A 22,205-nucleotide genomic window follows, 5' to 3' on the forward strand; every position below is an offset into this window, starting at 1 on the left:
ATTTGGCTGACACTGTCAGCGGATTACCGCACAAAAATTATTTTAACGTTGAGGATAGACATGAAAGCTGTACAAAAAATTCTGCCTGATTCAGAGCGCCTGATCGAAGCCGCCGCCGAACATTTTGTCGTGACTGCTCGCTCTGCCATTGCTAAACGAGGCGTATTTTATGTGGCACTAGCTGGTGGGTCGACTCCTAAAGGTTTGTACCAAAAACTCGCAACCTCACCGTATATTGAGCAAATTGATTGGGCAAGAGTACATATCTTTTTTGGCGATGAGCGCTGTGTGCCTGCGACACATGATGATAGCAATTTTAAAATGGCCAAACTGGCCATGCTCGACCATTTACCCATCCCCACTGAAAATGTACATCGCATGCCCACCGAAAGTGGTGATGCCGTCGAAGTCGCAAGCCGATATGCCGAGACCATCAAGTTGGTTATGGAAGATAAACCTTTTGATTTAGTGTTATTAGGTTTAGGTCCGGATGGCCATATCGCCTCATTGTTTCCTGAAACTCCGGCACTTGAAGTAACCGATACGTTAACCGCCAGTTTGTTTGTGGAAAAATTTCAATCTTGGCGGGTAACGTTGACCTATCCAGTCATTAATGCGGCCAGACAGGTAATTGTATTTATTGCCGGTGAAGCTAAAGCGGACATCGTTAGAGATATTACTTCCGAAGCTGTCACGGGGTTACCTGTACAGCGACTAGCCCCAACAGGTGATTACTTCTGGTTTATGGATAAAGCGGCCGCAACAGAATAATATGAAAACGTTGTTAGCTGCTGATATCGGTGGGACCAAAACTCTGCTGCAATTGAGCCATATTGATGGCGAGGTGATAGCGCAACAGCGTTTTGATAACAAAGCCTTTACGGATTTTGAAAGTTTACTGACAACATTTTTATCATCAATAGTAGCAACTTATCTTCCGGTCAGCAGTGCTTGTTTTGCCATTGCCGCACCGATATTGGGCCGAAAAGTTCAATTAACCAACCTCCCTTGGATAATTGATAGTAATAAATTGGTAGATGAATTTCCGATTGCCGAAGTAATTTTAGTCAATGATTTCGAGGCAGTAGGCTTTGGTATTAGTGAGCTGGATAATGAAAGAGATGTCATTGTTCTGCAGCAAGGTAAACCGGAGCCTAAGGCTCTAAGAGCGGTTATTGGCGCGGGGACTGGCTTGGGACAAGCTATTCTGTCACCTATCCATAAAGGTTGGAGAGTGTGGCCAACCCAAGGTGGTCACACCGACTTTGCACCGTTAGATCTTACTCAACAATCTTTGTTGGAGAAGTTATTCCAGCAATTCGAACATGTCTCTTATGAGAGATTATTATCTGGTTCCGGGCTAGAGATGTTGTATCAGTTTATTGCAGAGCAACAGGGAATCAAGGCCAACGAAATTTTAACGGCTGAGCAAATCAGTGAAAGCGCAATCGTGCGAGCTGAACCCTCAGCAATAAAAGCTGTTCATTTGTTTATACAAATCTATGGTGCACAAGCCGGTAATCTAGCGCTGACAACCTTGCCAAGGGCTGGGCTTTTTGTTGCTGGCGGCATTGCAGCAAAGAATTTAGCATTTTTTGAACAGGGATATTTTATGTCATCTTTCCTTGCAAAAGGACGGATGCGAGAGGTTTTGGAACAAATTCCAGTCTACCTCATTACCAATCCTGAGGTGGGTCTGTTAGGCGCGCGCTTGTTGGCCCAAAAAGCGTTGTATAATGCTTAACATGACGGATAAAAAAAATCACATTTTAGTTAACGTAGAAACCACCTATTTGGATCATGAATCTGATCCTGCAAGGGCACGGTATCTTTTTGCTTACACAATCACGATTACCAATGAGGGAGACACTCCTGCTAGATTGTTATCACGTTACTGGAAAATCACTGGTGGTGATGGTCATGAGCAGGAAGTTGAAGGTGATGGTGTAGTAGGTCAGCATCCTTATTTGGCGCCAACGGAAACCTTTACCTATACCAGTGCGGCAATGCTAGATACCCCTGTTGGCATGATGCAAGGTCACTACAATATGATGGATGATAATGGCAGCCGCTTTGCAGTTGATATACCGGCATTTACTTTAGCCGCGCCCCAAAAACTCCATTAATTGCAATGGTTATAAACATTCGCCAACAGAACCTGCCGCACAAATACGTCCATCAATCCAGATAGCTTTGTCCAATTTAGCATTTTGTAAATCACTGCCGCCCAGGTTGGCATCACGCAAATTAGCAAAACTCAAATCACTGTCCGCTAAATTACTATAGGACAGATCAGCTTGTTGCAGGTTGGCACCTTTTAGATTAGCTCCCTGCATACTGGCATAACTTAGATTGCTCAGTTGTAAATCGGCGTAGCTCAAGTCAGCCTCAAACAGTTCAGCACTCATCATATTCGACATAGCCAGACCACTATTACGCAGATTGGCGCCCGTTAGAGTGGCAGAAGGAATATCCATTCCGGGCTTCAAACAGTTTTCCCAATTTACCGCTGCCGCAGGAGCACTTTCACAATTAGCTTCAGATAATGTTGAAGGTGTTGGGAACAGTACAGCACTGGCAAAAATTCCGATTAAAATTAAACTGATAATGAGCACTGGCCAGAAACGGGTAGGGCGCTTTGGTTTGAGTTTCTCTAATAACTCACTGCGTTGTTGTCGCTGTTGGATTAAAAAGTCCGGTTCCTGTTTACGCCGTTGTTGTCGACGCATTTCGCGTTCGGCTTCTGTCAACGGCTGATCATTACGCCGATCAAAACCATCACGTTCGTCAATGGTTAATGATGGAGGAATAATGGGCTCGACCATTTCGAGTTCGAGAACATCGCCTAATGCTTGCCAGTGTTGTTGGTCGGTACTAATCTCTGTTTGAGCATCAATTCTACCCAATTGCAGATTACTTTTTAGTAGAGCCATTGTGAATGGCCCACTGATATTGGTGCTTTGGCGGGTATACCATTTTGTGCTGAAATTTTTCATTAGCCGGTCTTTGGCAACAAGTTGGTTGTTATACTAGCATTGTGTTTAATGCTGGGTGAATTCATGCAAATACCTCAGACCTCACAGGCTGCTCAGGTCACTGTAACGGAAACCGCAAGTCGTACACTGTCATTGGCACCCGGACAGGTTGCGCAAGCTGTGGTGGTATCAGCTGGTAAAGCCGGTGAAAATGTCGATATTCAGTTGGCTGGAAAAGTTGTCACCATTCAGGCAGGGATGGATTTGCAGCGAGGTCAGACGATTGAATTACAGCGAACTGATACAGGCGACAGACCGGCTTTTAAAATACTCTCAGTGGCAACTGTTCCACCGGCTTTAACAGAGTTTAAACCCGGTCAAAGCTTATTAGCTGAAGTTATTAAAATTCTGCCTCAGCAGTCCATGTTATTAACCTTGCAACAACCTGGTCGATTACCAATCCCTCTTGAGTTAGATATCAGCCATTTGAGTTCGAATTTTAAGCCGGGTCAGCAGCTTTTATTACAAATTCTCAGTACTTCACCGTTGAGCGTTGCATTGCAAACTCCCACCGCCAATTCAGTGGACACCCTCAGCTCTCAACAGCGTCGATTGTTGCCGCTGGTTTTTGCGCAGCCGCCACAATTACAGAATGTCATTAATGCCTTGCCGGAATTAAAATCCATGGTGCCGGTGCAAAATGCAGTGACTCAACTATGGCAAAATATCCGGGAAATGCAAACCGTCCAACAATCAGCGAATTTGCAACAAGCTATACAACAGTCTGGGGTATTTCTAGAACGTCAACTATTGCAGCCTAATCCTCAAGTAAATGGCGATTTTAAGGCTAATCTGCTGAAATTGGCTACCGCTCTGGAAGGGCAAATCCGCCAAACGGCTAATGGTCAAATCAATGCGCAGAATCTCCCTGTGGAGATTCGCACGGCTTTAATAAATCTGCTCAATCAACCATCGGCTTTGCAACAATTACCATCGCATATCACGAATGCACTTTTGGCAAGCGGACAGACTCCCGCCCAGTTACTAACTATGTTACTTGCCGGGCAAACGTCAGTCGCTACTACCCCTGCCAATAGCCAACAAGCCCTTACTGCACAGAGTCAACCTGCTCAACAAATCGCTCAGAATGCCCAGCTGCAGGCTGGGGTAACCGAATTAGCCAGATTACAGGTGTTACTGCGCGAGGTAGAGACTGCCATTGCCAGGGTGCAAATGAACCAGCTAACAATGGTCAGAGAAGCCGACAATCCTACTCAACCACAAGTATGGTTAATGGATGTGCCTTTACGAGATAAACAAGAATTACACTGGATGCAGTTACAACTTCAACAAGGGTCTAAGCAGAAGCAGCAGGAAGAGGAACAATGGCAGGTCACCCTGAATTTGGAAACGCAGAATCTCGGTAAACTTCGCGCTTCTATAGGTCTTCAAGCCAGCATAGTAAGTGTGGCATTAACCGCCGAAGATCCCATAGCCGTGGCTTTGCTAGAAGCAAATATCGATTTACTGCAGGAAAAACTCGCTGCACTTAATTTACAGGTGCGTCAATTAAGTTGCCATTGTGCTCCGGTAGAGTGGCTGAACCCAGTTTCTCAGTCTTTCGACTCAGATGCTTTACTGGATATTTCCGTATGAAACAGCAGCCCCAACCTATACGCGCAATTGCCTTACATTATGATGGTGACAATGCCCCCACCGTAACGGCCAGTGGAGAAGGTGACATTGCTGCTGAAATTATCCGGATTGCAAAATTACACAATATCCCGCTACGTGAAGATGCTGCTCTTGCAGATATGCTCAAAGATATGCAATTAGGTGAAGCCATACCTGAGGCGTTGTATCGCGTTATCGCAGAAGTGATTGCTTATGCTTATATTGTTTCAGGAAAGTTTCCCAAGGATAAAGGTTAAATTCCTGTAATAAATCTTCCTCGTAAAAGCATCATCCAACAGTTTTAGCAGGTGTTTTTTCTTCTATACTTTATAAACCGCATTATAAAAATGTCATTAAGTGTTGATTTTAAAATATAAAACAGCTATTTTCATTTGCATGTATTTTACAACCGGTCATAAGAAACCGCATACAAAAACAGATGAATACGCTACTCACCATTGAGTCACCGATGTCAAAGACATCCGAGCAGAGCCTGACGGCACCGATCTCTGCTGCGGAAGTGAATGATTTATTGGCAGCACGTATTCTGATCGGTGGCACCCGATTATCAGATCTAGCTTTTCTACAAACGATGTTGTCATTGAGTGGTTTTACCAACATTACCACCGCAAATGGTCCTGAAAAGTTGATGCAGGTACTCAGGCAAACCATTACCGATGATCAATGTGATATCGATTTGATTATTCTGGACTGTCGGCTTGGTGATTGTAATGCACGGGAATTGCGTCTCAAATTAGATCAATTTGACGAATGGCGATTAATTCCAGTGATTGCGTTAACTGAAAAATCTCCTTGGAACCATAATCAGCTATTAACCGATTTGGGTCATGGTGTAACTTCTTTGCTTTACCGCCCTTTAACCGCAGAATCCTTACCTGCTTCAGTAATGACAACTTTGGCTATCAAGCGAGAGCGGGATCACTATCATCTTCGCCAACAACAGATTGAAGATGAAAACTCCCAATTACGAGTCATGGAAGCGCGGTTACAATTTTCAGTGAACCATGATGATTTGACCGGTTTGGCAAATCGGCGCCGTTTGGAACAGGCGCTTGATATTACGCTCACTCAAGTACGAAATTTCCACACCAGCAGCGCTCTGTTTTATATCGATCTGGATAGCTTTAAAGTACTAAATGACGCTGAAGGGCATGAGGCAGGCGACAGCTTGTTAGTGCAGGTGGCCAACTCGCTACGTGGTTTTTTTAAAGTTCGTGATACGTTGGTCAGAATCGGTTCAGACGAATTTGCTGTATTAGTTGATACCATTGATCCCGATACCGCCATTGCTCGTGCCGAAGGGCTACGAGATCTGTTTGATGGATACAGTTTTACCTTTCATGATCATGAATATCATTTATCCGCTAGCATTGGTGTTAAATGTATTACCGAGGCAAATCTCTCGACAGTTGGTGAGATTCTTTCGCATGCCAATCAGGCTTGTTACACAGCCAAAAAACGCGGGCGCAACCGGGTTCATGTATATAGCCCAGCTGATCGGGAAATGTATGCGTTAAGGCATAGTGTCGAATGGGCTCCAAGGATTCGGGCTGCATTAAAACAAGAAAATTTCATTCTTGAATTTCAACCTATTTACTCGCTCAAAGAAAACAAAATCAATCACTATGAGTGTTTGATTCGAATGCGGGGTCAGGGCGATAAACTATATTATCCCCAGGATTTTATTCCAGTAGCAGAAGCCATGGGATTGATTCATCAGATCGATCTTTGGGTGGTCAATCATGCTTTTGAGTTGCTGAGAAACATACCGAAAGATACGGCTTTAGCAGTGAATTTATCTGGCAATATTTTTCTCGACAAAAATCTCTATCCACTGGTTGAGCGTAAATTACTTGAGACTGGTGCCGATCCCTCTCGCTTAGTGTTTGAAATAACTGAAACGTCAGCTATATCCAATTTTGACCAGACCAAACAAATGGTTGATCGTCTGCGAAATTTAGGCTGTCGCTTTGCGTTGGATGATTTTGGCGCTGGATTTAATTCTTACAGCTATTTAAAACATTTCCCGGTGGATATTCTGAAAATCGATGGTGGGTTTATCACCAATTTACATAATGATCCGGTCGATCAGTTATTAGTGAAATCGATGATTGATATATCACATAGCCTTGGCAAAAAAACTGTGGCTGAATTTGTCGAAGACAGAGAAACCTTAAAAATGCTCCAAGACTTTGGAGTGGACTTTGTACAAGGTTATTTAATTGGCAAACCTCAAAGTACACTGCCCAACAGAACCTAGCTTTAGCGGGTCTTTAATCTTTTCAGACTAAAAGAATATAGAGCGCCTAATGTAAATCAGTGGCCGAATGACGTTGGGCTCCGTGCAAACGGGTAATCAGTAGAGCCTCTTCTTCACTCAAATTACAATTATCGATAAGCTGATTGATATCAACGCCTTTTCTAGCCAGCCGAATAGCATGCTCATAGCTTTGCTGTTGAGGTTGACCCAAATCCATGGTGTTTTGCTGTTCTTTGATTTTCATCAGGGACTGTTCAAAACGCACAATACGTTCATCTGAACCTACAGCGGCACTGCATAAGGCTGATAGCTGTTGCTGCAAGGCACTGATTTGATTGGCTTGTGAGCGGTTTAAGCGAAAGAAACGGTAGCTGGTTGCAAGCAGAACAATAGCAAGCAGACCTACCAAACTATATAAGATATATAACATCATGATATGTCTCCTGAGACATCACACATATTCATCAATAATGCCCGTTTTAGGTGGCCGTTTTGGCGGATTATTTTTTTTCTCATTATCTTCAGCATGATTTTCATCCTGCTCATTTTGTGGGTGACGCCGTTTCTCATCCGCTGGAACATCCACTCTTGTAGTGGGAACAAGGGGGAGAGTGGGATGAATTTCGTCAGCCATGATTCATATTAGAAGCTGGCGATATCTGCTATTTCTTCATCATTAAGCAGCTTATTGACGTCCACCAAAATCAATAAGGTTTTATCGCGACTACATACACCTTGAATAAATCGTGAACTGTCATCACTACTCACATTTGGTGCTGTGTCAATTTCGGATTGATGCAAATAGACTACTTCGGCAACGCTGTCGACTAACATTCCAATAACGTTACCACTTACTTCAGCAATGATAATACGCGAGTCATCATCGGCTTCACGGGATGGCAAACCAAAACGTTTACGGGTATCAATGACGGTAACCACATTGCCTCGAAGATTGATAATGCCTAAAACATAATCGGGCGCACCTGGTACAGGAGCAATTTCAGTAGGTCGTAATACTTCCTGCACCTGCATTACATTGATACCGTACACTTCCTGTTCCAACTGATATGAAACCCATTGCAGAATAGGATCATTACCGGCCTGATTATCTTGTTCGCTCATTTTATTTTCCTTATTCACAAAATATTGACCTCAGTGAAACTGCCAATTTTATGACGTTCATTATTTATAATCATCAAGCACAGTTTGTGCCAATTTCTCATTCATTCAGCGCAACATTTTCAACAGTTCTGTTAATGAAATAATACTGCTTAAAGGTGACATCAACATACCCGCCAGCCAGGGTCTTTGACCAGGTTCACGTCGCCAACGCACATTATCAGGTTCCAGTTTTACCACATGGCGTATAGTCGAAACTGCCAGTCCTAACTGTTTATTGTCTACTAATAATATGTAGCGGTTATTTTCTGAATTACTTGATTGATTAGTAATCAATGTTGTTAGGTCAATCACTTGAGTATGTTGTTTGGGGCGGCTTAAGGTACCCACCACATAACTTGGATGACCGGGAATTTGTGACAGTCCATCCTCTGGCCAGTTCTCAATACCATCCAGTTCATCCAGGCTCAAGGCTAGCTGCATCCCTGCCACTTCGAATAATAATGCCTGAGTATTTTTGTCAGGGGTATTTTCGATACTGGCGAAGACCTCTGGTTCAGTAACAAGGGGAGTTTGTTCTATTTCAAAGGCAACCTGTTCTAAAATTTCAGGTTCACTCTCCAGTAACAGCTCCTGCAGATAGGCTGCCAGCGCTTGTTTTGGTTCTTTGATTTGTGTTGGCTTAGACATTCTGATCTGACTTTAACACTGGAGAGACTTTTATGAGTTTTTTCATTAAACGTTCATAGGCCATGCTGCCTCGACTCTCAGGATTTAGTGCTGGCAGAGGAATACCAGACTTACTGGCATCACGAAACTGTGTATCAATTGGTATTGCATCTGACCAAAGATTCTCTTCATAATCCTGCTGCATTTTTCGTAAGGTTTGTGTACCGGCACGGGTACGGCGATCAAACATAGTGGGCACAATCAAATAAGGCAGTTTTTGCTGTCGGGAATGATTTATTAAATGCAGGGTATGTAACATGCGTTCCAAGCCTTTTAAGGCCAAAAATTCAGTTTGGACAGGTATTAAAAGCTCATCACATGCGGCCAACGCATTCACCATCAAAACCCCTAACATCGGTGGGCAGTCTATTAGCACATATTCAAAACGGTCATTGAGTTGCTGCAGCGTTTTTTGTATGACTAAACCTTTACCACTTTGAATGCCTAGTTGACGATCCAATGTCGCCATGGCGGTGGCTGCAGGTAATATGTAAATATTTTCCTGACTGGTTTTCTTAAGTGTCTTGAATATAGCATTCAGCGGTTGCTGTTCTGACTGCTGAAACAGGGTGTAAATGCTATGTTCGATATTGTCAGGATCAAAGCCAAAGTAAGTCGTTAACGAGCCATGCGGGTCCATATCTAGCAATAGGGTGGAATGACCTTTCAATGCAAGATGACTCGCCAGGCTAACAACGGTAGTCGTTTTGCCCACGCCACCTTTTTGATTCGCTATCGCCCAGACCGTCATGGTGACGACTCGCCAGTATTGCTGGGTACCAGCAATGGGGATGTCAGACTGTCTGTAATCGGTGTGCTGCTATTTTCATCATTTGATGCAGGAGGATTTAATTGATCATCAAACACTTCCAGTGTTCTTCGGCTCTCTGAACTTCCTAAAATAACTAACACGACCCGGCGGTTTTTTTGCCGACCTAACTCAGTTTCATTATCAGTAATTGGTTTGAATTCTCCGTAACCAATGGCCGACATTCGCCCCGGCTCGATACCAAAGCGATCCAGCAAGTTCACCACACTGGCTGCTCTGGCGGCGGAAAGCTCCCAATTGGATGGAAAACGGGGTGTATTAATCGGTTGATCATCGGTAAAACCTTCTACCTGGAGAGGGTTAGACACCGGGGCAAGCACATCAGCAATCTGACCAATTACCGGCACGGCTTCTCGAGCCAAACGTGCATCACCACTGGCAAACAAGAAGTTGGAATTGATTTCAACCTCTAACCAGTCTTCAGTTTGTTTGATGCTGACATCTTCATTGGTAATCAAATCAGAGAGTGCACTACTGAGTTGCTGTGAAATATCATTGATGGTACGTAAATTTTGTTCGGAAATGGGAGGGCGTTCTTTGGGCAGTTCTGGCAGTTCAATTTCAAAGTCTGGAACATCGGGTTTACCTGGTGAGGCGACCATTTCTCCCTGCCCGCGGCTGACTTCTCCCATCTGAATAGGATCGGTGCTTCGAGTAGGCTGCGAAAAAACGCTCTCCAACGTTTCCGACAAGACGCGGTACTTGCCTTCATTGACTGATGAAATGGAATACATCACCACAAAAAACGCGAATAATAACGTAATGAAATCAGCATAGGAAACCAACCAGCGTTCATGGTTTTCGTGTTCTTCATGCCGTTTTCTACGGGCCATCAGATTAACTCAGATACGCCTGCAGACGGCTTTCAATATTGCGTGGATTATCACCATCAGCCACGCTAATCAAACCATCAATTAACATCATTTGTAATTGGGTACGCCGTTGCACCAGCGTTTTGAGTTTATTACCAATTGGTAAAAACAATAAATTAGCCAAGCCAACACCATAGATAGTGGCAACAAATGCCACGGCGATCCCCGAACCTAGTGATGAAGGATCTGCCAGATTACCCATGACGTGAATTAGACCTAATACCGCGCCAATAATCCCAATTGTGGGTGAGTATCCCCCCATCGCTTCGTAGACTTTTGCGGCTTGCAGATCATTGTTTTCCATGATGTCGAGATCGGTTTCTAAAATTTCGCGGATGATTTCCGGTTCTGCGCCATCAGCAATCAGTTGCAGACCTTTCTGGGTAAAAATATCAGTTTCTTCCATCGCCATGGCTTCTAGGCGGAGTAACCCCTCACGTCGGGCAATTTGGTTCCAGTCGAGGATTTTATCTAATAAACGTTTAGCGGATTGCTGAGGCGGTTTGAATATCCATACGGTCATTTTCAGAGCTCGTAAAAAAGTATTCATCGGTGTCTGTAACATTACAGCACCTAGTGTTCCCCCCAAAACAATCAATAACGCCACTGCATTAAGTATGGTATCGAGATGACCACCTTCCAGATACTGACCAACGATAATGGCGCCAAACCCAATCAGTAAACCCAGAATGCTGAGGATATCCATGACTATTTAAGCGCCGTCAGTAGTTTACCGATTTCAGTTAGACTCAAAATTTTATCAGCTACGCCGGCTTTAGCGACAGCCATCGGCATACCATAGATCGTACTGCTTTGCTGATCTTGGGCCCAAACGGTTGCGCCTTTTTGATGCATTTTTATTGCACCTTCGCATCCGTCAGCCCCCATGCCCGTCAGAATAATGGTTAAGGTTTGCGCTGGACAAATCTGAGAAACTGATTCCAAAGTGATATCAATACAAGGTCGGTATGTCGCATTTTCCGGACCAGGATCCACCTGCAAATAAAGTTGCCCCCGACGACCTTTGAGTAATAATTGTTGGCCACCAGGTGCTAAATAAGCAACACCAGGACGTAAGACATCGTTTTGTTGAGCTTCTTTAATCTGAATTTCGCACTGCGAATTTAACCGTTCAGCAAATGAAGGTGTAAATGTCGCAGGCATGTGTTGCAACAAAACAATTGGAAACGGAAAATTAGCCGGCAATTGAGACAAAACATTTTGTAAGGCAACGGGGCCGCCGGTAGAAGTACCAATCACCACGAGTTCAATTTTTTTCTTTTCGAGCGGAGTGACAGTGACGGGGGGCTCAGATGTTTTGATCAGGGTGGTGTGTTTATCAGGCTTTGAGTGCGTTGCTAGAAAATTAATACGATCACATAATTTTTGCCGGGCACTGGCTTTGTCCTGTGCTAGATCTTCAAAACGTTTTGGCAGAAAGTCCATCGCCCCAGCATCTAATGCCTCAAGTGTTGCTTTGGCACCATCAGTGGTCCAAGTAGACAGCATTAAGACTGGCGTAGGGCGACGACGCATGATTTTTTTTACCGCGCCAATGCCATCCAAAAGAGGCATTTCCAAATCCATGGTGACCACATCGGGTCTGTAACGAGATACATGCTCTACAGCTTCCAAACCATCAGCCGCACTGGCAATGACTTCAAGCCGTGGATCGGCGTTAATGATTTCAGTCAGTCGCCGGCGAAAAAATGCTGAATCATCAACAATCAGTACCTTTACAGTCACAAATATCCTTAATAATTACGGTGTGCGTAGGTATTCATTAACTCAGGAAAATCCAGAATAAGTGCAATACGCCCATCGCCAGTAATGGTCGCTCCAGCAAAGCCTTTGGTGGTATGAAGTAAGGCGCCGAGCGGTTTGATGACCACTTCTTCTTGACCAATCAATTGGTCCACAACAAACCCCACTTTCCGAGTACCCACATTGACGATGACCACATGTTCCGTTGTTGCTTTTCGTTCAGCAACATTATTTTTATTGAGCCATTTACGGAGATAAAACAGCGGCAATGCTTTGTTTCGTACAATAACAGTTTGTTGCCCATCAACGGTATTGGTTTTATTCAGGTCTAAATTAAAAATCTCATTAACGCTGACCAATGGGAAGGCAAATATCTGATTGCCCAACATCACCATCAAGGTTGGCATAATGGCCAACGTTAAAGGTACTTTGATAGAAAGGGTTGTGCCTTTACCGATTTCAGATTGGATATCAATCACGCCGTTTAATTTGGAGATACTGGTCTTGACCACATCCATCCCCACACCACGTCCGGAAATATCAGAAATTTCCTGTTTCATCGAAAAACCTGGTGCAAAAATAAGCGCAAAACATTCTGATTCTGTCAGACGAGAAGCTGCCTCTTCATCCATCATGCCTTTTTCAACGGCTTTACGGCGTAATACTTCAGGATTCATGCCGGCGCCATCATCTGAAATGGTCAACAGAATATGATCACCTTCCTGAGCGGCGGCGAGGACGATTAGGCCTTGTTTCGACTTACCTGAGGCTTCCCGCACATCCGGCATTTCGACACCGTGATCTACTGCATTGCGTACCAAATGCACTAACGGGTCGGCGAGGGCTTCAACCAGATTCTTATCTAAATCGGTTTCTTCACCTCGTAACTCAAGGTTAATGTCTTTTTTCAGACTGCGAGCCAAGTCACGTACCACACGGGGAAAGCGACCGAATACCTTTTTAATGGGCTGCATCCGCGTTTTCATTACCGCAGTTTGCAAGTCGCCTGTTACCACAGCCAGATTATTGACTGCTTTGGCCATTTCTTCGTTTTCAAAAGCGGCTTCGAGAGTATTGATGCGGTTACGTACCAAGACCAATTCACCCACCATATTCATAATGTCATCAAGTCTTGCGGTATCTACCCGTACACTGGTGTCAGCTGTTGCCTTTGCTTGTGGTGCGGCTGCGGCCTGTGCTGCAATTGCTGGTTTTACTGCGGTAAGGCTCTCCCCATCATCGTCAGAAGCTGCTGTATCTACTGTCGGAGTCGTAGGTTGCTTTGCTGCCTGAACAGCTGGTTTTGAGGCTGGTGGTGGGGTTTTAGCTGCCGGTTTTTTACCTTGTAATTCATCCAGCAGTGCTTCAAATTCTTCTTCGGAGATTTCATCATCACCGGTCATTTTGGTAGGCTCTGCCTTAGGTGGTGCTTCGGGGGGACTAATACCTGGAGGCGCATTACCATGGAGCTGATCCAACAACGCCTCAAATTCGTCATCAGTAATATCATCGCTTTCTGCAGAACTCTCTGTTGGAGCTGCAACAGCAACGGGTTCAGGTTCGGGAGTAGGGGCTGGTTCAGGTATGGCTATAGGAGCATCACCAGATAAATAGGCTGCCAATTGTTGAATAATCTCGGGATCAGCTTCGGTTGGGAATGAACCGGCTTTAACCTCAGCAAACATACTGTTAAGGCTGTCCAACACCTTGAGAAAGGTGTCCATCATTTCTGCATCTACTAAGCGTTCACCTTGGCGAAGCAGATTAAAAACATCTTCACCTTTGTGACACAAGTTGACCATAGCCTCAAGGCTTAAAAAACCGGCACCACCTTTAATGGTGTGAAAGCCACGAAAAATGGAATTCAGTAAATCTTTATCTTGTGGCTGTGTTTCCAGAGCAACCAATTGCTCATTTAAACCATCAAGAATTTCTTCTGCCTCAACCAGAAAATCCTGCAGAATTTCATCATCTGTATCTAAGGCCATGCTCCTGTCCTTCTAAAAACCAAGGCTGGATAACAAGTCATCCACATCATCCTGGTTGTTGACCACATTCGGTTTATTTTTAGCGTTTATCTGTGGTCCTTCTGCTTTTAAGGGATCAACGACTTTCGTTTCACCACTTTGCTGAGTTTGTCCTGCCACCTTAACCAACTTAACCAGATTATTTTCAACTTCTTCCACCAGTCCAATGACCTGGCGTAAAACTTGTCCGGTTAAGTCCTGAAAGCCCTGTGCTAGCGTCATTTCAGATAAATTATTGTGGATCTCTCCAGCATGCGTATTCACCACAGGTAAGTAAGCTTCAATTTCCCGGCTCAAATCACGGAATTCTGTTGCTGACATCTCCCGATTTCGAAAGCGTTGCCAGCTTTCACTGAGCTTAGCGGCAGTTTGTTTCAATTCATTAGCCAAAGGTAGGGTTTTATCAATGTACCCCAGCGTTTTATGTGCAGCTTCTTCGGTGGTTTGAATAACGTAGTTCAGGCGATCCCGAGTATCTGGCATATCATTTTGAGTCAGATCAACTAGCCGGGCATCGACTTTGAAATTATTCAATGCTTCGTGAAGTTCACGAGTTAGTTTGCCGATTTGTTGAAATAATGCACTTTCACGAGCATTGGTTAAGGCCATCAACTCGGATTTAATGCGATCATCATCATCCTGTTCGATCGCATTAATCAGCGCCCGGGCGGCTTCAAGTTGTTCTGTTTTATTCAGAGCTTCCATAACTTCCTTTCCAGCGTTTTATTGGGCGTTAATACGTTCGAAGATTTTCTCTATTTTTTCTTTTAATGTCGCGGCCGTAAACGGTTTGACAATATAACCATTGACGCCAGCCTGGGCCGCTTCAATGATTTGTTCTCGTTTGGTTTCGGCAGTAACCATTAAGACCGGTAATGTGGATAATTTAGGGTCGGCGCGCACCGTTTTTAACAGGTCAATGCCTTGCATGCCTGGCATATTCCAATCAGTCACCAGGAAATCTATACCACCTGCGTTCAAAATTGGCAGGGCGGTTAAACCATCATCGGCTTCGATAGTGTTATTAAAGCCAAGATCGCGTAATAGATTTTTGATAATCCGTCGCATTGTAGAAAAGTCATCCACAATGAGGATTTTCATATTTTTATCCAAGGTATACCTCCCAAAATTACTGCATCCAATCGCGAAGTTTACTACGCAATCTCACCACAGTTTGTGTGTGGATTTGACTGACACGTGACTCACTGACGCCGAGTACTTCACCAATTTCTTTTAAATTTAATTCTTCATTATAGTACAGGCTCATCAATAGTCGCTCACGTTCTGGTAGAGCGCCAATTGCTTCTGCTAAAGCCTGTTCAAAATTGTTATTTTCCGTAATTTCAGCGGGTCCGATTTCGTCACTGCCAAACGAATCGCCATCGGTCAATTGATTATCGGTCATATCATCCAGGCTGAACACCTGATGTCCTGATGCGTCTTGTAATTGCTGGTGGTAACTTTCCAGTGTTATACCCATTGCATCAGCCACTTCCAAATCAAGTGGCGATCGACCAAGTTGTTGTTCCAGCTGGTGCATAATTTCAGCAATTTCACGTGCTTTACGATGAACTGAACGGGGCGCCCAATCATTACGACGAATTTCATCAAGCATCGCCCCCCGAATACGAATACCCGCATAGGTTTCAAAGCTGGCGCCCTGGCTCGCTTTGTACTGGTGGGAAGCATCCAGTAAACCTATCATGCCCGCTTGAATTAAATCGTTCACTTCCACAGTATGCGGTAAGCGGGCAACAAGGTGGTAAGCAATACGTTTAACCAAACTACCATGTTGCTCAATCAACTGATGCTGGCTGAGTTCAGAGATATGATTGGAATACATGCCTACACCAATCATCCTAACCTGCTTCCAGGCTAGCCTGTATCAGACGCTCTACAAAAAATTCCATATTCCCCCTCGGTTGTTTCGCTACCGGCCAATAATCGATTTTTTTGGCCAAATGTTGAAAAGCGGTTGCAGATTTACTACGCGGTAAAAACTCGACTACAGCGCGTTGTTTTTTGACTGCCCGGCGTAGATCTTCGTCAAACGGCACAATACCCATAAAGTTTAAGGTTACATCCAGAAAGCGATCACATACCAGAGAGATTTTATCGAATAATTCACGACCTTCCTGAATACTGCGTCCCATATTGGCAATAATGTGGAAACGTTCAACACCGTGCTCACGGCTCAGTAATTTGATTAATGCATAAGCATCGGTGATTGAGGCGGGCTCATCACAGACCACAACAATGACTTCCTGGGCTGCTTTGGTAAAACTGACTACGCTGTCGGCAATGCCTGCGGCACTATCAATAAGTAGGATATCAATATGCTGATCCAGTTCACTGAATGCCTGAATCATTCCAGCATGTTCTGCCGGGCTGAGCTCAGCCATCTTTTTTACGCCAGAAGCTGCTGGAATAATCTGTAAGCCGGAAGGGCCATCGACCATAATGTCTTTCAGGCTTTTATCGCCTTCTAAAACATGCAGAAGATTAAATTGCGGATGTAAGCCAAGCATGACATCGATATTCGCTAAACCGAGATCCGCGTCAAGTAGCACGACTTTTTTCCCCTGAGTAGCAAGCGCGACACCGATATTGACGGTGACATTGGTTTTACCCACGCCACCTTTGCCACTGGCAATCGCAATTACTTTCACAGGTTTTGGCACGTGAGCCATTTTTCGCAGACCACTTGCCTGGTCGAGGGGTGTGTCAGCCATAAGCGGCAAAACCTCCGTAGCTGGATACTGTTTGAGGATCCAGTGCTTGTTGTTCAGATTGCATCAACTCGCTGGCTTGATTCACTAAACTGTTAGGCCGTGCCAGACCGAGGTCTTCAGGCACTTGTTGGCCATCGCAGACATAGGCAAGAGGCAGTTGATGTCGAATGATTGCAGAGACCGCGCCTCCTAAACTGCTGCTTTCATCCGTTTTAGTCAGGATGCAGCCGCTTAAGGTAAGGTGCGAAAACGCTTTAATGATATCACTCAGAGCATGACTCTGGGTGGTAGCAGACAGTGTCAGAAAATGACGAATGCGTGGTGAATGTTGCATTAACATGGCAACTTTTTGTGTTAATTGCATATCACGAGGGTTCATACCTGCAGTATCGATCAGTATAAAGCGCCGATCAAGCATATCGTTTAGTGCTTCACTAAGTTCTTGATGATTTCTCGCCACCCGTAGTGTCACACCTAAAATGCGGGCATAACTACGTAATTGTTCTTGACCACCAATTCGATAACAATCAGTGGTAATCAAGCCGACCTGGCGTGCGCCGTGTTTCAACGCACAACGTGCAGCTAGTTTGGCAATGGTAGTGGTTTTTCCAACACCTGTCGGACCAACCAAGGCCATGATGCCGCCCTTTTCGATAATATCTTGATCAGACAATGGGATCTGCGCAGCGAGTTTGCCTAAGGATTGACGCCAAGCAGTTTCTAAATCATCAATTCCCTGACTTGCTTGCACCAATTGTTTGGCGAGTTCAACATCAGTTCCCATACGCATATGCCGCTGCAAAACCTGCATTTGAATTGGGCTTTGTCGAGCCATGTCTTTCCATGTCAAATCGGATAACTGGTTCTGTAACATGTCCCGCAAACTGGCAATTTCTTTACGCATTTGAACCAAGGTCGGTTCCTGTGACCAGATATTCTGCTGGGGGGGAACATACGCGGGCGCAGTGGGTTGTGTCGGATCAATTTCAATTTTGGGCTCTTCTACCACCTGACGTGTAACAGCAGTCTGACGTCGGAATTGCGTTTCGTCATAATCGGTTGCCGCTACGATTTCCACACCACCGTCTACTCGTGTGTTTGAGAGGATAACGGCATCCGGACCCAGTACTTCGCGTACTTCGCGGATAGCCTGACGTACATCTGCCGCCTGGAAACGTTTAATTTTCATCACATCACCTTCTTGTTATCGACCCACATTTGCCACAATGCGTATTTGTTTATCATCTGGTATTTCGTTGTAGGACAGCACATGCAGTCCTGGTATCGCATGTCGAATAAAGCGGGAAATCCAACCTCTTAAGCCTGCTTGAACCACCAATATGGCGGATTCGCCAGACATTTCCTGCCGTTGAGCCGCTTCTTGCAGATTTTTATGCATATTCTCTGCAAGACCAGGTTCCAAACTTGCACCACCTTCTCCAGAAGCCTGTAATGTTTTTAGCAATATCTGTTCCAGCTCTGGATCTAACGTGATAATTGGCAGATCGGGTTGCGTGCCATTGATGTGCTGCACAATAGAGTGTGCTAATGCCATGCGTGTCGCGGCAGTAATGGCTTCGGGGTCTGGATTACGAGCTGCTTGTTCAGCAATCGCTTCACTGATAGTACGGATATCTCGAATCGGAATATTTTCTTGCAACAAGTTTTGCAATACTTTTTGTACGGTTCCTAAGGGCACAGTGTCTGGGACCAAACCTTCTACCAGTTTCGGTGCGATTTTGGCGAGATTGTCCAGCAGATGCTGCACTTCTTCACGGCCCAATAAATCATGTGCATGGTTTTGTAAGATTTTACTTAAATGGGTGGCGACCACGGTATCGACATCCACCACGGTATAACCTTGGGCCTGAGCATGCTCTCTTTGGCCTGGTTCAATCCAGATGGCATCAAGTCCAAAAGCGGGATCTTTGGTTTTAATCCCATCTAGTTGAGCAAATACCTGACCGGGGTTGATCGCCAGCATCCGATCTGGATATACCTCAGCTTCGCCAAAGGTCACCCCAAATAACGTGACTTGATAGGACGTGGGCGATAAATCCAGATTATCGCGGATATGTACTGGTGGGATTAAAAAGCCCATTTCTTGCGAGATCTTTTTGCGAATACCCTTAATGCGATTCATTAATTGGCCACCCTGGTTTTTATCTACCAGAGGAATAAGCCGATAACCCACCTCCAAACCAATAGGGTCAACTGGACTTAAGTCATCCCAGCTCAAATCACGTTGCTCGCGACTAGCTTCCTGTTGTGGCGGTGGAGCTGCAGCCAGCGTGGCGGCTTTTTGACGCTGAGCAATTAACCAGGCACTGCCAGCACCAGCGCCTGCTAATAGCAAAAACGGCACATTAGGCATACCTGGGATTAACCCCATGCCACCGATAATTCCTGAGGTGATGGCTAACGTTTTGGGTTCTTTCAACAGTTGAGAAAATATCTGTTCGCCAATATCTTGATCGGCTGTTGAACGCGTGACCAATAAACCCGCTGCGGCAGCAAGTAATAAAGAAGGGATTTGGGCAACCAAACCATCGCCGATGGTCAGTAGGGTGTAATTGTGGGCGGCTTCAGAAAAACTCAGGCCATGTTGCATCACGCCGATGATAAAACCACCAATGATGTTGATAAAGAGGATCAGGATCCCGGCTATAGCATCACCGCGAACAAATTTACTGGCACCATCCATTGAGCCGTAAAAATCCGATTCCTGCATGATTTCTTCACGACGCCTGCGGGCTTCATCCTGATCAATCAAACCAGCATTCAAGTCAGCATCAATCGCCATTTGTTTACCGGGCATTGAATCTAAGGTAAAACGGGCGCTGACCTCAGCAATACGAGTGGCACCTTTGGTGACCACCACAAAGTTGATAATTACTAAGATGGCAAACACCACTAGACCGACAGCATAATTACCACCGATTACAAACGAACCAAAGGCTTCAATAACATCACCTGCAGCGGCGGTGCCAGTATGACCTTCTAACAATACAATACGGGTAGAGGCCACATTCAAAGCAAGTCTTAACAAGGTTGCTAATAATAAGATGGTCGGGAATGCTGCAAACTGTAAGGGTTTTCTGACATAGACACTGGCTAGCACGATGGTCAGCGATAACGCGATATTAAAGCTGAACAGCATGTCCAGCATGAACGCGGGTAGGGGGATAACCACCATGGCCAGCAGTGCCACCAAAAACATTGGTGTCGCGACATTACCGTTTAAAGCAACGCCTAAACGGCTGGTCAGGCTTGTATTCTCCATTGACTACTCATCTCGTTTAAATTCATCAGGTATTGGCAGGTCTTCAGTATTGAGATTTGGCTTGTTACCGCCTGTATTTTTGTAACGTCTCAATTGGAAAACAAATGCCAGTATTTGAGCTACTGCAATATATAGACCAGATGGAATTTCCTGACCGATCTCCGTGCTGTAATACACGGCCCGAGTCAGCGGAGGAGCAGAGATAATGGGGACTTCGTGGTGATCGCCAACCATTCTGATTTGTTGGGCAATCAGATCGGTACCTTTGGCTAGTACGACAGGTGCGCCGGATTTTGATTGGTCATAACGCAACGCCACCGCATAGTGTGTTGGGTTGGTAATAATCACATCGGCTTTGGGCACATCTTGCATCATGCGTTGCTGTGATAATTGGATCTGCATTCTGCGGATGCGCCCTTTGACTTCAGGGCTACCTTCAGATTCTTTATTTTCGTCTTTAAGTTCCTGTTTTGTCATACGTAGTTGTTTGGTGTGATTCCACATTTGGAAAGGTACATCAATCAATGCAATCAAAATCAGGCTGGCACAAATGGCCAAAAAACCCCATAAAACGATAAAGCCCAACTCGGTCATGGCCGAGTTAACTTCCTGACGTCCGAGTGTCAATAATCGGTCACGCAGGTTCCAAAGAATTACTGTACCGATGCTGCCAACCAGCAAAAACTTACCAAGAGCTTTGCCCAGTTCCACTAGACCTTGAGGTCCAAAAATTCGTTTCAGACCTCGTAATGGACTCATCTTTTCCAGCTTGACTCCAATGGCCTGGGTGGAAAAATTCCAGCCACCGATCAGTGCCGGTGCAGACAGAGCTGCTATCAGAGTGATGGCGAGAAAGGTGCCGACATCGACAGCCATGATTTTCAAGGCGAGAATCAGTTGCTGCGCCATCATATGAGGATCCATGATCAGTTTCCGATTCAGCGAAAACGATTGCGTCATCACTTCACCGAGACTACTGATCAAATTGCCTCCGACAAATAACATTGCCACAGCACTAGCTATCAATACCACAACGGTACTTAATTCTTGAGAGCGAGGAACTTGACCCTTTTCCCGAGCATCCTGGAGTCGTTTACCCGAGGGGGCTTCGTTACGTTCTTGACCGCTATCCTGCTCAGCCATTGTTCTGTACCAGCAAACGAGTCATTTGCAATATTTGATCAGCAAGATTGACCAAATGATTGCCAACAGCGGGTAAGGTGATATAAATGATGACAAAGCCCAAGCCAATCGTCAGTGGAAAACCAATGGAAAATGGACTGATTTGTGGGGCAGCGCGCGATAAAATACCAAAGGCCAGATTGACCATCATCAGCGAACCAATCGCTGGTAACGCGATTATGACGCCAGCGGCGTACATCCAACTAGCCAAACCGGCGATATCCCGAAAGCTCTCAACCGCAATGCCGCCGGCACCAATTGGCAGCGTGATAAAACTCTCTGCCATGACTTGTATTAATACTAAGTGCCCGTTGATACTTAAAAACATTAGCGTGATAAAGATCATATAAAACTGACTGATAACGGGAACGGTCGTACCGTTTTGTGGATCGACCATGGAGGCAAAACCAAGCCCCATCTGCATCGCAACAATCTGGCCTGCGACGATGAATGCGTTGATTAACAGTTGCAACATAAACCCCATGCATATGCCAATCATTACTTCTTGGGCGATCATCAGGATGCCCTGAGCACTTAATGGTGAGACCACTGGGATTGGGGTGTTTATAGTTGGAACCACCACTAACGTTATGGCCATAGCAATAATGAGTCTGGTTCGGACATTAATAAAATTACTGCTGAAGATGGGAGCGACCATCACCATGCCACCGATACGAAATAACGGCAGCAGATAAGTACCGAGCATCGCACTAATTTCTGCGATCGACAGGTTCATCA

Annotated in this window: 24 protein-coding genes; 6 read left to right on the top strand and 18 right to left on the bottom strand. The window is 45.0% G+C overall.

Annotation, left to right across the window (positions count from 1 at the left end; translation table 11 throughout):
* Window positions 1-60: 60 nt before the first annotated feature.
* From pgl to apaG, 3 genes are read left to right on the top strand one after another with little or no spacing between them, the layout of a single operon-like run.
* On the top strand, window positions 61-771 hold the full coding sequence (pgl, locus tag ACN0V2_RS02205; RefSeq protein ID WP_417549158.1) for a 6-phosphogluconolactonase: 711 nt from the start codon (window positions 61-63) through the stop codon (window positions 769-771).
* Window position 772: 1 nt separating this feature from the next.
* Window positions 773-1,744 carry a glucokinase gene (gene glk / locus ACN0V2_RS02210; RefSeq protein ID WP_417549159.1) on the top strand — a complete coding sequence of 324 codons (972 nt, stop codon included), beginning with the start codon at window positions 773-775 and terminating at the stop codon, window positions 1,742-1,744.
* 1 nt (window position 1,745) lies between these two features.
* A complete protein-coding gene (gene apaG / locus ACN0V2_RS02215) occupies window positions 1,746-2,126 on the top strand; it encodes a Co2+/Mg2+ efflux protein ApaG (protein WP_292362304.1) in 381 nt (126 codons plus the stop codon).
* A 9-nt stretch (window positions 2,127-2,135) separates the two neighbouring features.
* Here apaG and ACN0V2_RS02220 read toward each other — a convergent pair whose 3' ends face one another.
* On the bottom strand, window positions 2,136-2,996 hold the full coding sequence (locus ACN0V2_RS02220; protein ID WP_417549160.1) for a pentapeptide repeat-containing protein: 861 nt from the start codon (window positions 2,994-2,996) through the stop codon (window positions 2,136-2,138).
* Between the two features lie 63 nt (window positions 2,997-3,059).
* Here ACN0V2_RS02220 and ACN0V2_RS02225 point away from each other — a divergent pair, with 63 nt between their 5' ends.
* From ACN0V2_RS02225 to ACN0V2_RS02235, 3 genes are all read left to right on the top strand, one after another.
* Window positions 3,060-4,631 carry a flagellar hook-length control protein FliK gene (locus ACN0V2_RS02225; protein ID WP_417549161.1) on the top strand — a complete coding sequence of 524 codons (1,572 nt, stop codon included), beginning with the start codon at window positions 3,060-3,062 and terminating at the stop codon, window positions 4,629-4,631.
* Window positions 4,628-4,906 (top strand): EscU/YscU/HrcU family type III secretion system export apparatus switch protein, encoded by a 279-nt coding sequence (locus ACN0V2_RS02230; protein ID WP_417549162.1) that lies wholly within the window; start codon window positions 4,628-4,630, stop codon window positions 4,904-4,906. Before ACN0V2_RS02225 ends, ACN0V2_RS02230 begins: the two co-directional genes overlap by 4 nt.
* Window positions 4,907-5,118: 212 nt before the next feature.
* Window positions 5,119-6,930 (top strand): putative bifunctional diguanylate cyclase/phosphodiesterase, encoded by a 1,812-nt coding sequence (locus ACN0V2_RS02235; protein WP_417549163.1) that lies wholly within the window; start codon window positions 5,119-5,121, stop codon window positions 6,928-6,930.
* Window positions 6,931-6,976: 46 nt separating this feature from the next.
* On the opposite strand, the gene ACN0V2_RS02240 is transcribed toward ACN0V2_RS02235, so the two are convergent.
* The 17 genes from ACN0V2_RS02240 to fliR form a co-directional block, all read right to left on the bottom strand.
* Window positions 6,977-7,363: a DUF2802 domain-containing protein gene (locus tag ACN0V2_RS02240; protein WP_417549164.1), complete on the bottom strand. Its 387-nt coding sequence runs from the start codon at window positions 7,361-7,363 to the stop codon at window positions 6,977-6,979.
* A gap of 18 nt (window positions 7,364-7,381) precedes the next feature.
* Complete coding sequence (locus ACN0V2_RS02245; RefSeq protein WP_417549165.1) at window positions 7,382-7,564, bottom strand: hypothetical protein; 183 nt, start codon at window positions 7,562-7,564, stop codon at window positions 7,382-7,384.
* 8 nt (window positions 7,565-7,572) lie between these two features.
* Entirely contained in the window at window positions 7,573-8,052 is a 480-nt protein-coding gene (locus tag ACN0V2_RS02250; RefSeq protein ID WP_417549166.1) for a chemotaxis protein CheW, read from the bottom strand.
* A gap of 105 nt (window positions 8,053-8,157) precedes the next feature.
* Window positions 8,158-8,739, bottom strand: a complete 582-nt coding sequence (locus ACN0V2_RS02255) for a chemotaxis protein CheW (protein ID WP_417549167.1) — start codon at window positions 8,737-8,739, stop codon at window positions 8,158-8,160.
* Window positions 8,732-9,529: a ParA family protein gene (locus ACN0V2_RS02260; RefSeq protein WP_417549168.1), complete on the bottom strand. Its 798-nt coding sequence runs from the start codon at window positions 9,527-9,529 to the stop codon at window positions 8,732-8,734. Before ACN0V2_RS02260 ends, ACN0V2_RS02255 begins: the two co-directional genes overlap by 8 nt.
* Window positions 9,526-10,440: a flagellar motor protein MotD gene (motD, locus tag ACN0V2_RS02265; protein WP_417549169.1), complete on the bottom strand. Its 915-nt coding sequence runs from the start codon at window positions 10,438-10,440 to the stop codon at window positions 9,526-9,528. Before motD ends, ACN0V2_RS02260 begins: the two co-directional genes overlap by 4 nt.
* A gap of 4 nt (window positions 10,441-10,444) precedes the next feature.
* Window positions 10,445-11,185 carry a flagellar motor protein gene (locus ACN0V2_RS02270; RefSeq protein WP_417549170.1) on the bottom strand — a complete coding sequence of 247 codons (741 nt, stop codon included), beginning with the start codon at window positions 11,183-11,185 and terminating at the stop codon, window positions 10,445-10,447.
* 2 nt (window positions 11,186-11,187) lie between these two features.
* A complete protein-coding gene (locus tag ACN0V2_RS02275) occupies window positions 11,188-12,225 on the bottom strand; it encodes a protein-glutamate methylesterase/protein-glutamine glutaminase (RefSeq protein ID WP_417549171.1) in 1,038 nt (345 codons plus the stop codon).
* Between the two features lie 8 nt (window positions 12,226-12,233).
* Window positions 12,234-14,231: a chemotaxis protein CheA gene (locus ACN0V2_RS02280; RefSeq protein ID WP_417549172.1), complete on the bottom strand. Its 1,998-nt coding sequence runs from the start codon at window positions 14,229-14,231 to the stop codon at window positions 12,234-12,236.
* 12 nt (window positions 14,232-14,243) lie between these two features.
* Window positions 14,244-14,975: a protein phosphatase CheZ gene (locus ACN0V2_RS02285; protein WP_417549173.1), complete on the bottom strand. Its 732-nt coding sequence runs from the start codon at window positions 14,973-14,975 to the stop codon at window positions 14,244-14,246.
* 18 nt (window positions 14,976-14,993) lie between these two features.
* The gene (gene cheY, locus ACN0V2_RS02290) at window positions 14,994-15,383 is read right to left on the bottom strand and encodes a chemotaxis response regulator CheY (protein WP_176718893.1); all 390 of its coding nucleotides are present in this window, start codon (window positions 15,381-15,383) and stop codon (window positions 14,994-14,996) included.
* 16 nt (window positions 15,384-15,399) lie between these two features.
* Complete coding sequence (locus tag ACN0V2_RS02295) at window positions 15,400-16,128, bottom strand: RNA polymerase sigma factor FliA (RefSeq protein WP_417549174.1); 729 nt, start codon at window positions 16,126-16,128, stop codon at window positions 15,400-15,402.
* A gap of 1 nt (window position 16,129) precedes the next feature.
* Window positions 16,130-17,002, bottom strand: coding sequence for a MinD/ParA family protein (locus tag ACN0V2_RS02300; RefSeq protein WP_417549175.1), 873 nt, complete (start codon window positions 17,000-17,002; stop codon window positions 16,130-16,132).
* A complete protein-coding gene (gene flhF / locus ACN0V2_RS02305; RefSeq protein WP_417549176.1) occupies window positions 16,995-18,191 on the bottom strand; it encodes a flagellar biosynthesis protein FlhF in 1,197 nt (398 codons plus the stop codon). The genes ACN0V2_RS02300 and flhF overlap by 8 nt, the downstream gene beginning before the upstream one ends.
* Window positions 18,192-18,206: 15 nt before the next feature.
* Window positions 18,207-20,285 carry a flagellar biosynthesis protein FlhA gene (flhA, locus tag ACN0V2_RS02310; protein WP_417549177.1) on the bottom strand — a complete coding sequence of 693 codons (2,079 nt, stop codon included), beginning with the start codon at window positions 20,283-20,285 and terminating at the stop codon, window positions 18,207-18,209.
* A gap of 3 nt (window positions 20,286-20,288) precedes the next feature.
* Window positions 20,289-21,428 (bottom strand): flagellar biosynthesis protein FlhB, encoded by a 1,140-nt coding sequence (gene flhB / locus ACN0V2_RS02315; protein ID WP_417549178.1) that lies wholly within the window; start codon window positions 21,426-21,428, stop codon window positions 20,289-20,291.
* Entirely contained in the window at window positions 21,421-22,203 is a 783-nt protein-coding gene (fliR, locus tag ACN0V2_RS02320; RefSeq protein ID WP_417549179.1) for a flagellar biosynthetic protein FliR, read from the bottom strand. The genes flhB and fliR overlap by 8 nt, the downstream gene beginning before the upstream one ends.
* Between the last annotated feature and the right edge of the window lie 2 nt (window positions 22,204-22,205).

The sequence above is a fragment of the Methylophaga sp. genome, from assembly GCF_048266885.1.
GTDB lineage: Bacteria > Pseudomonadota > Gammaproteobacteria > Nitrosococcales > Methylophagaceae > Methylophaga.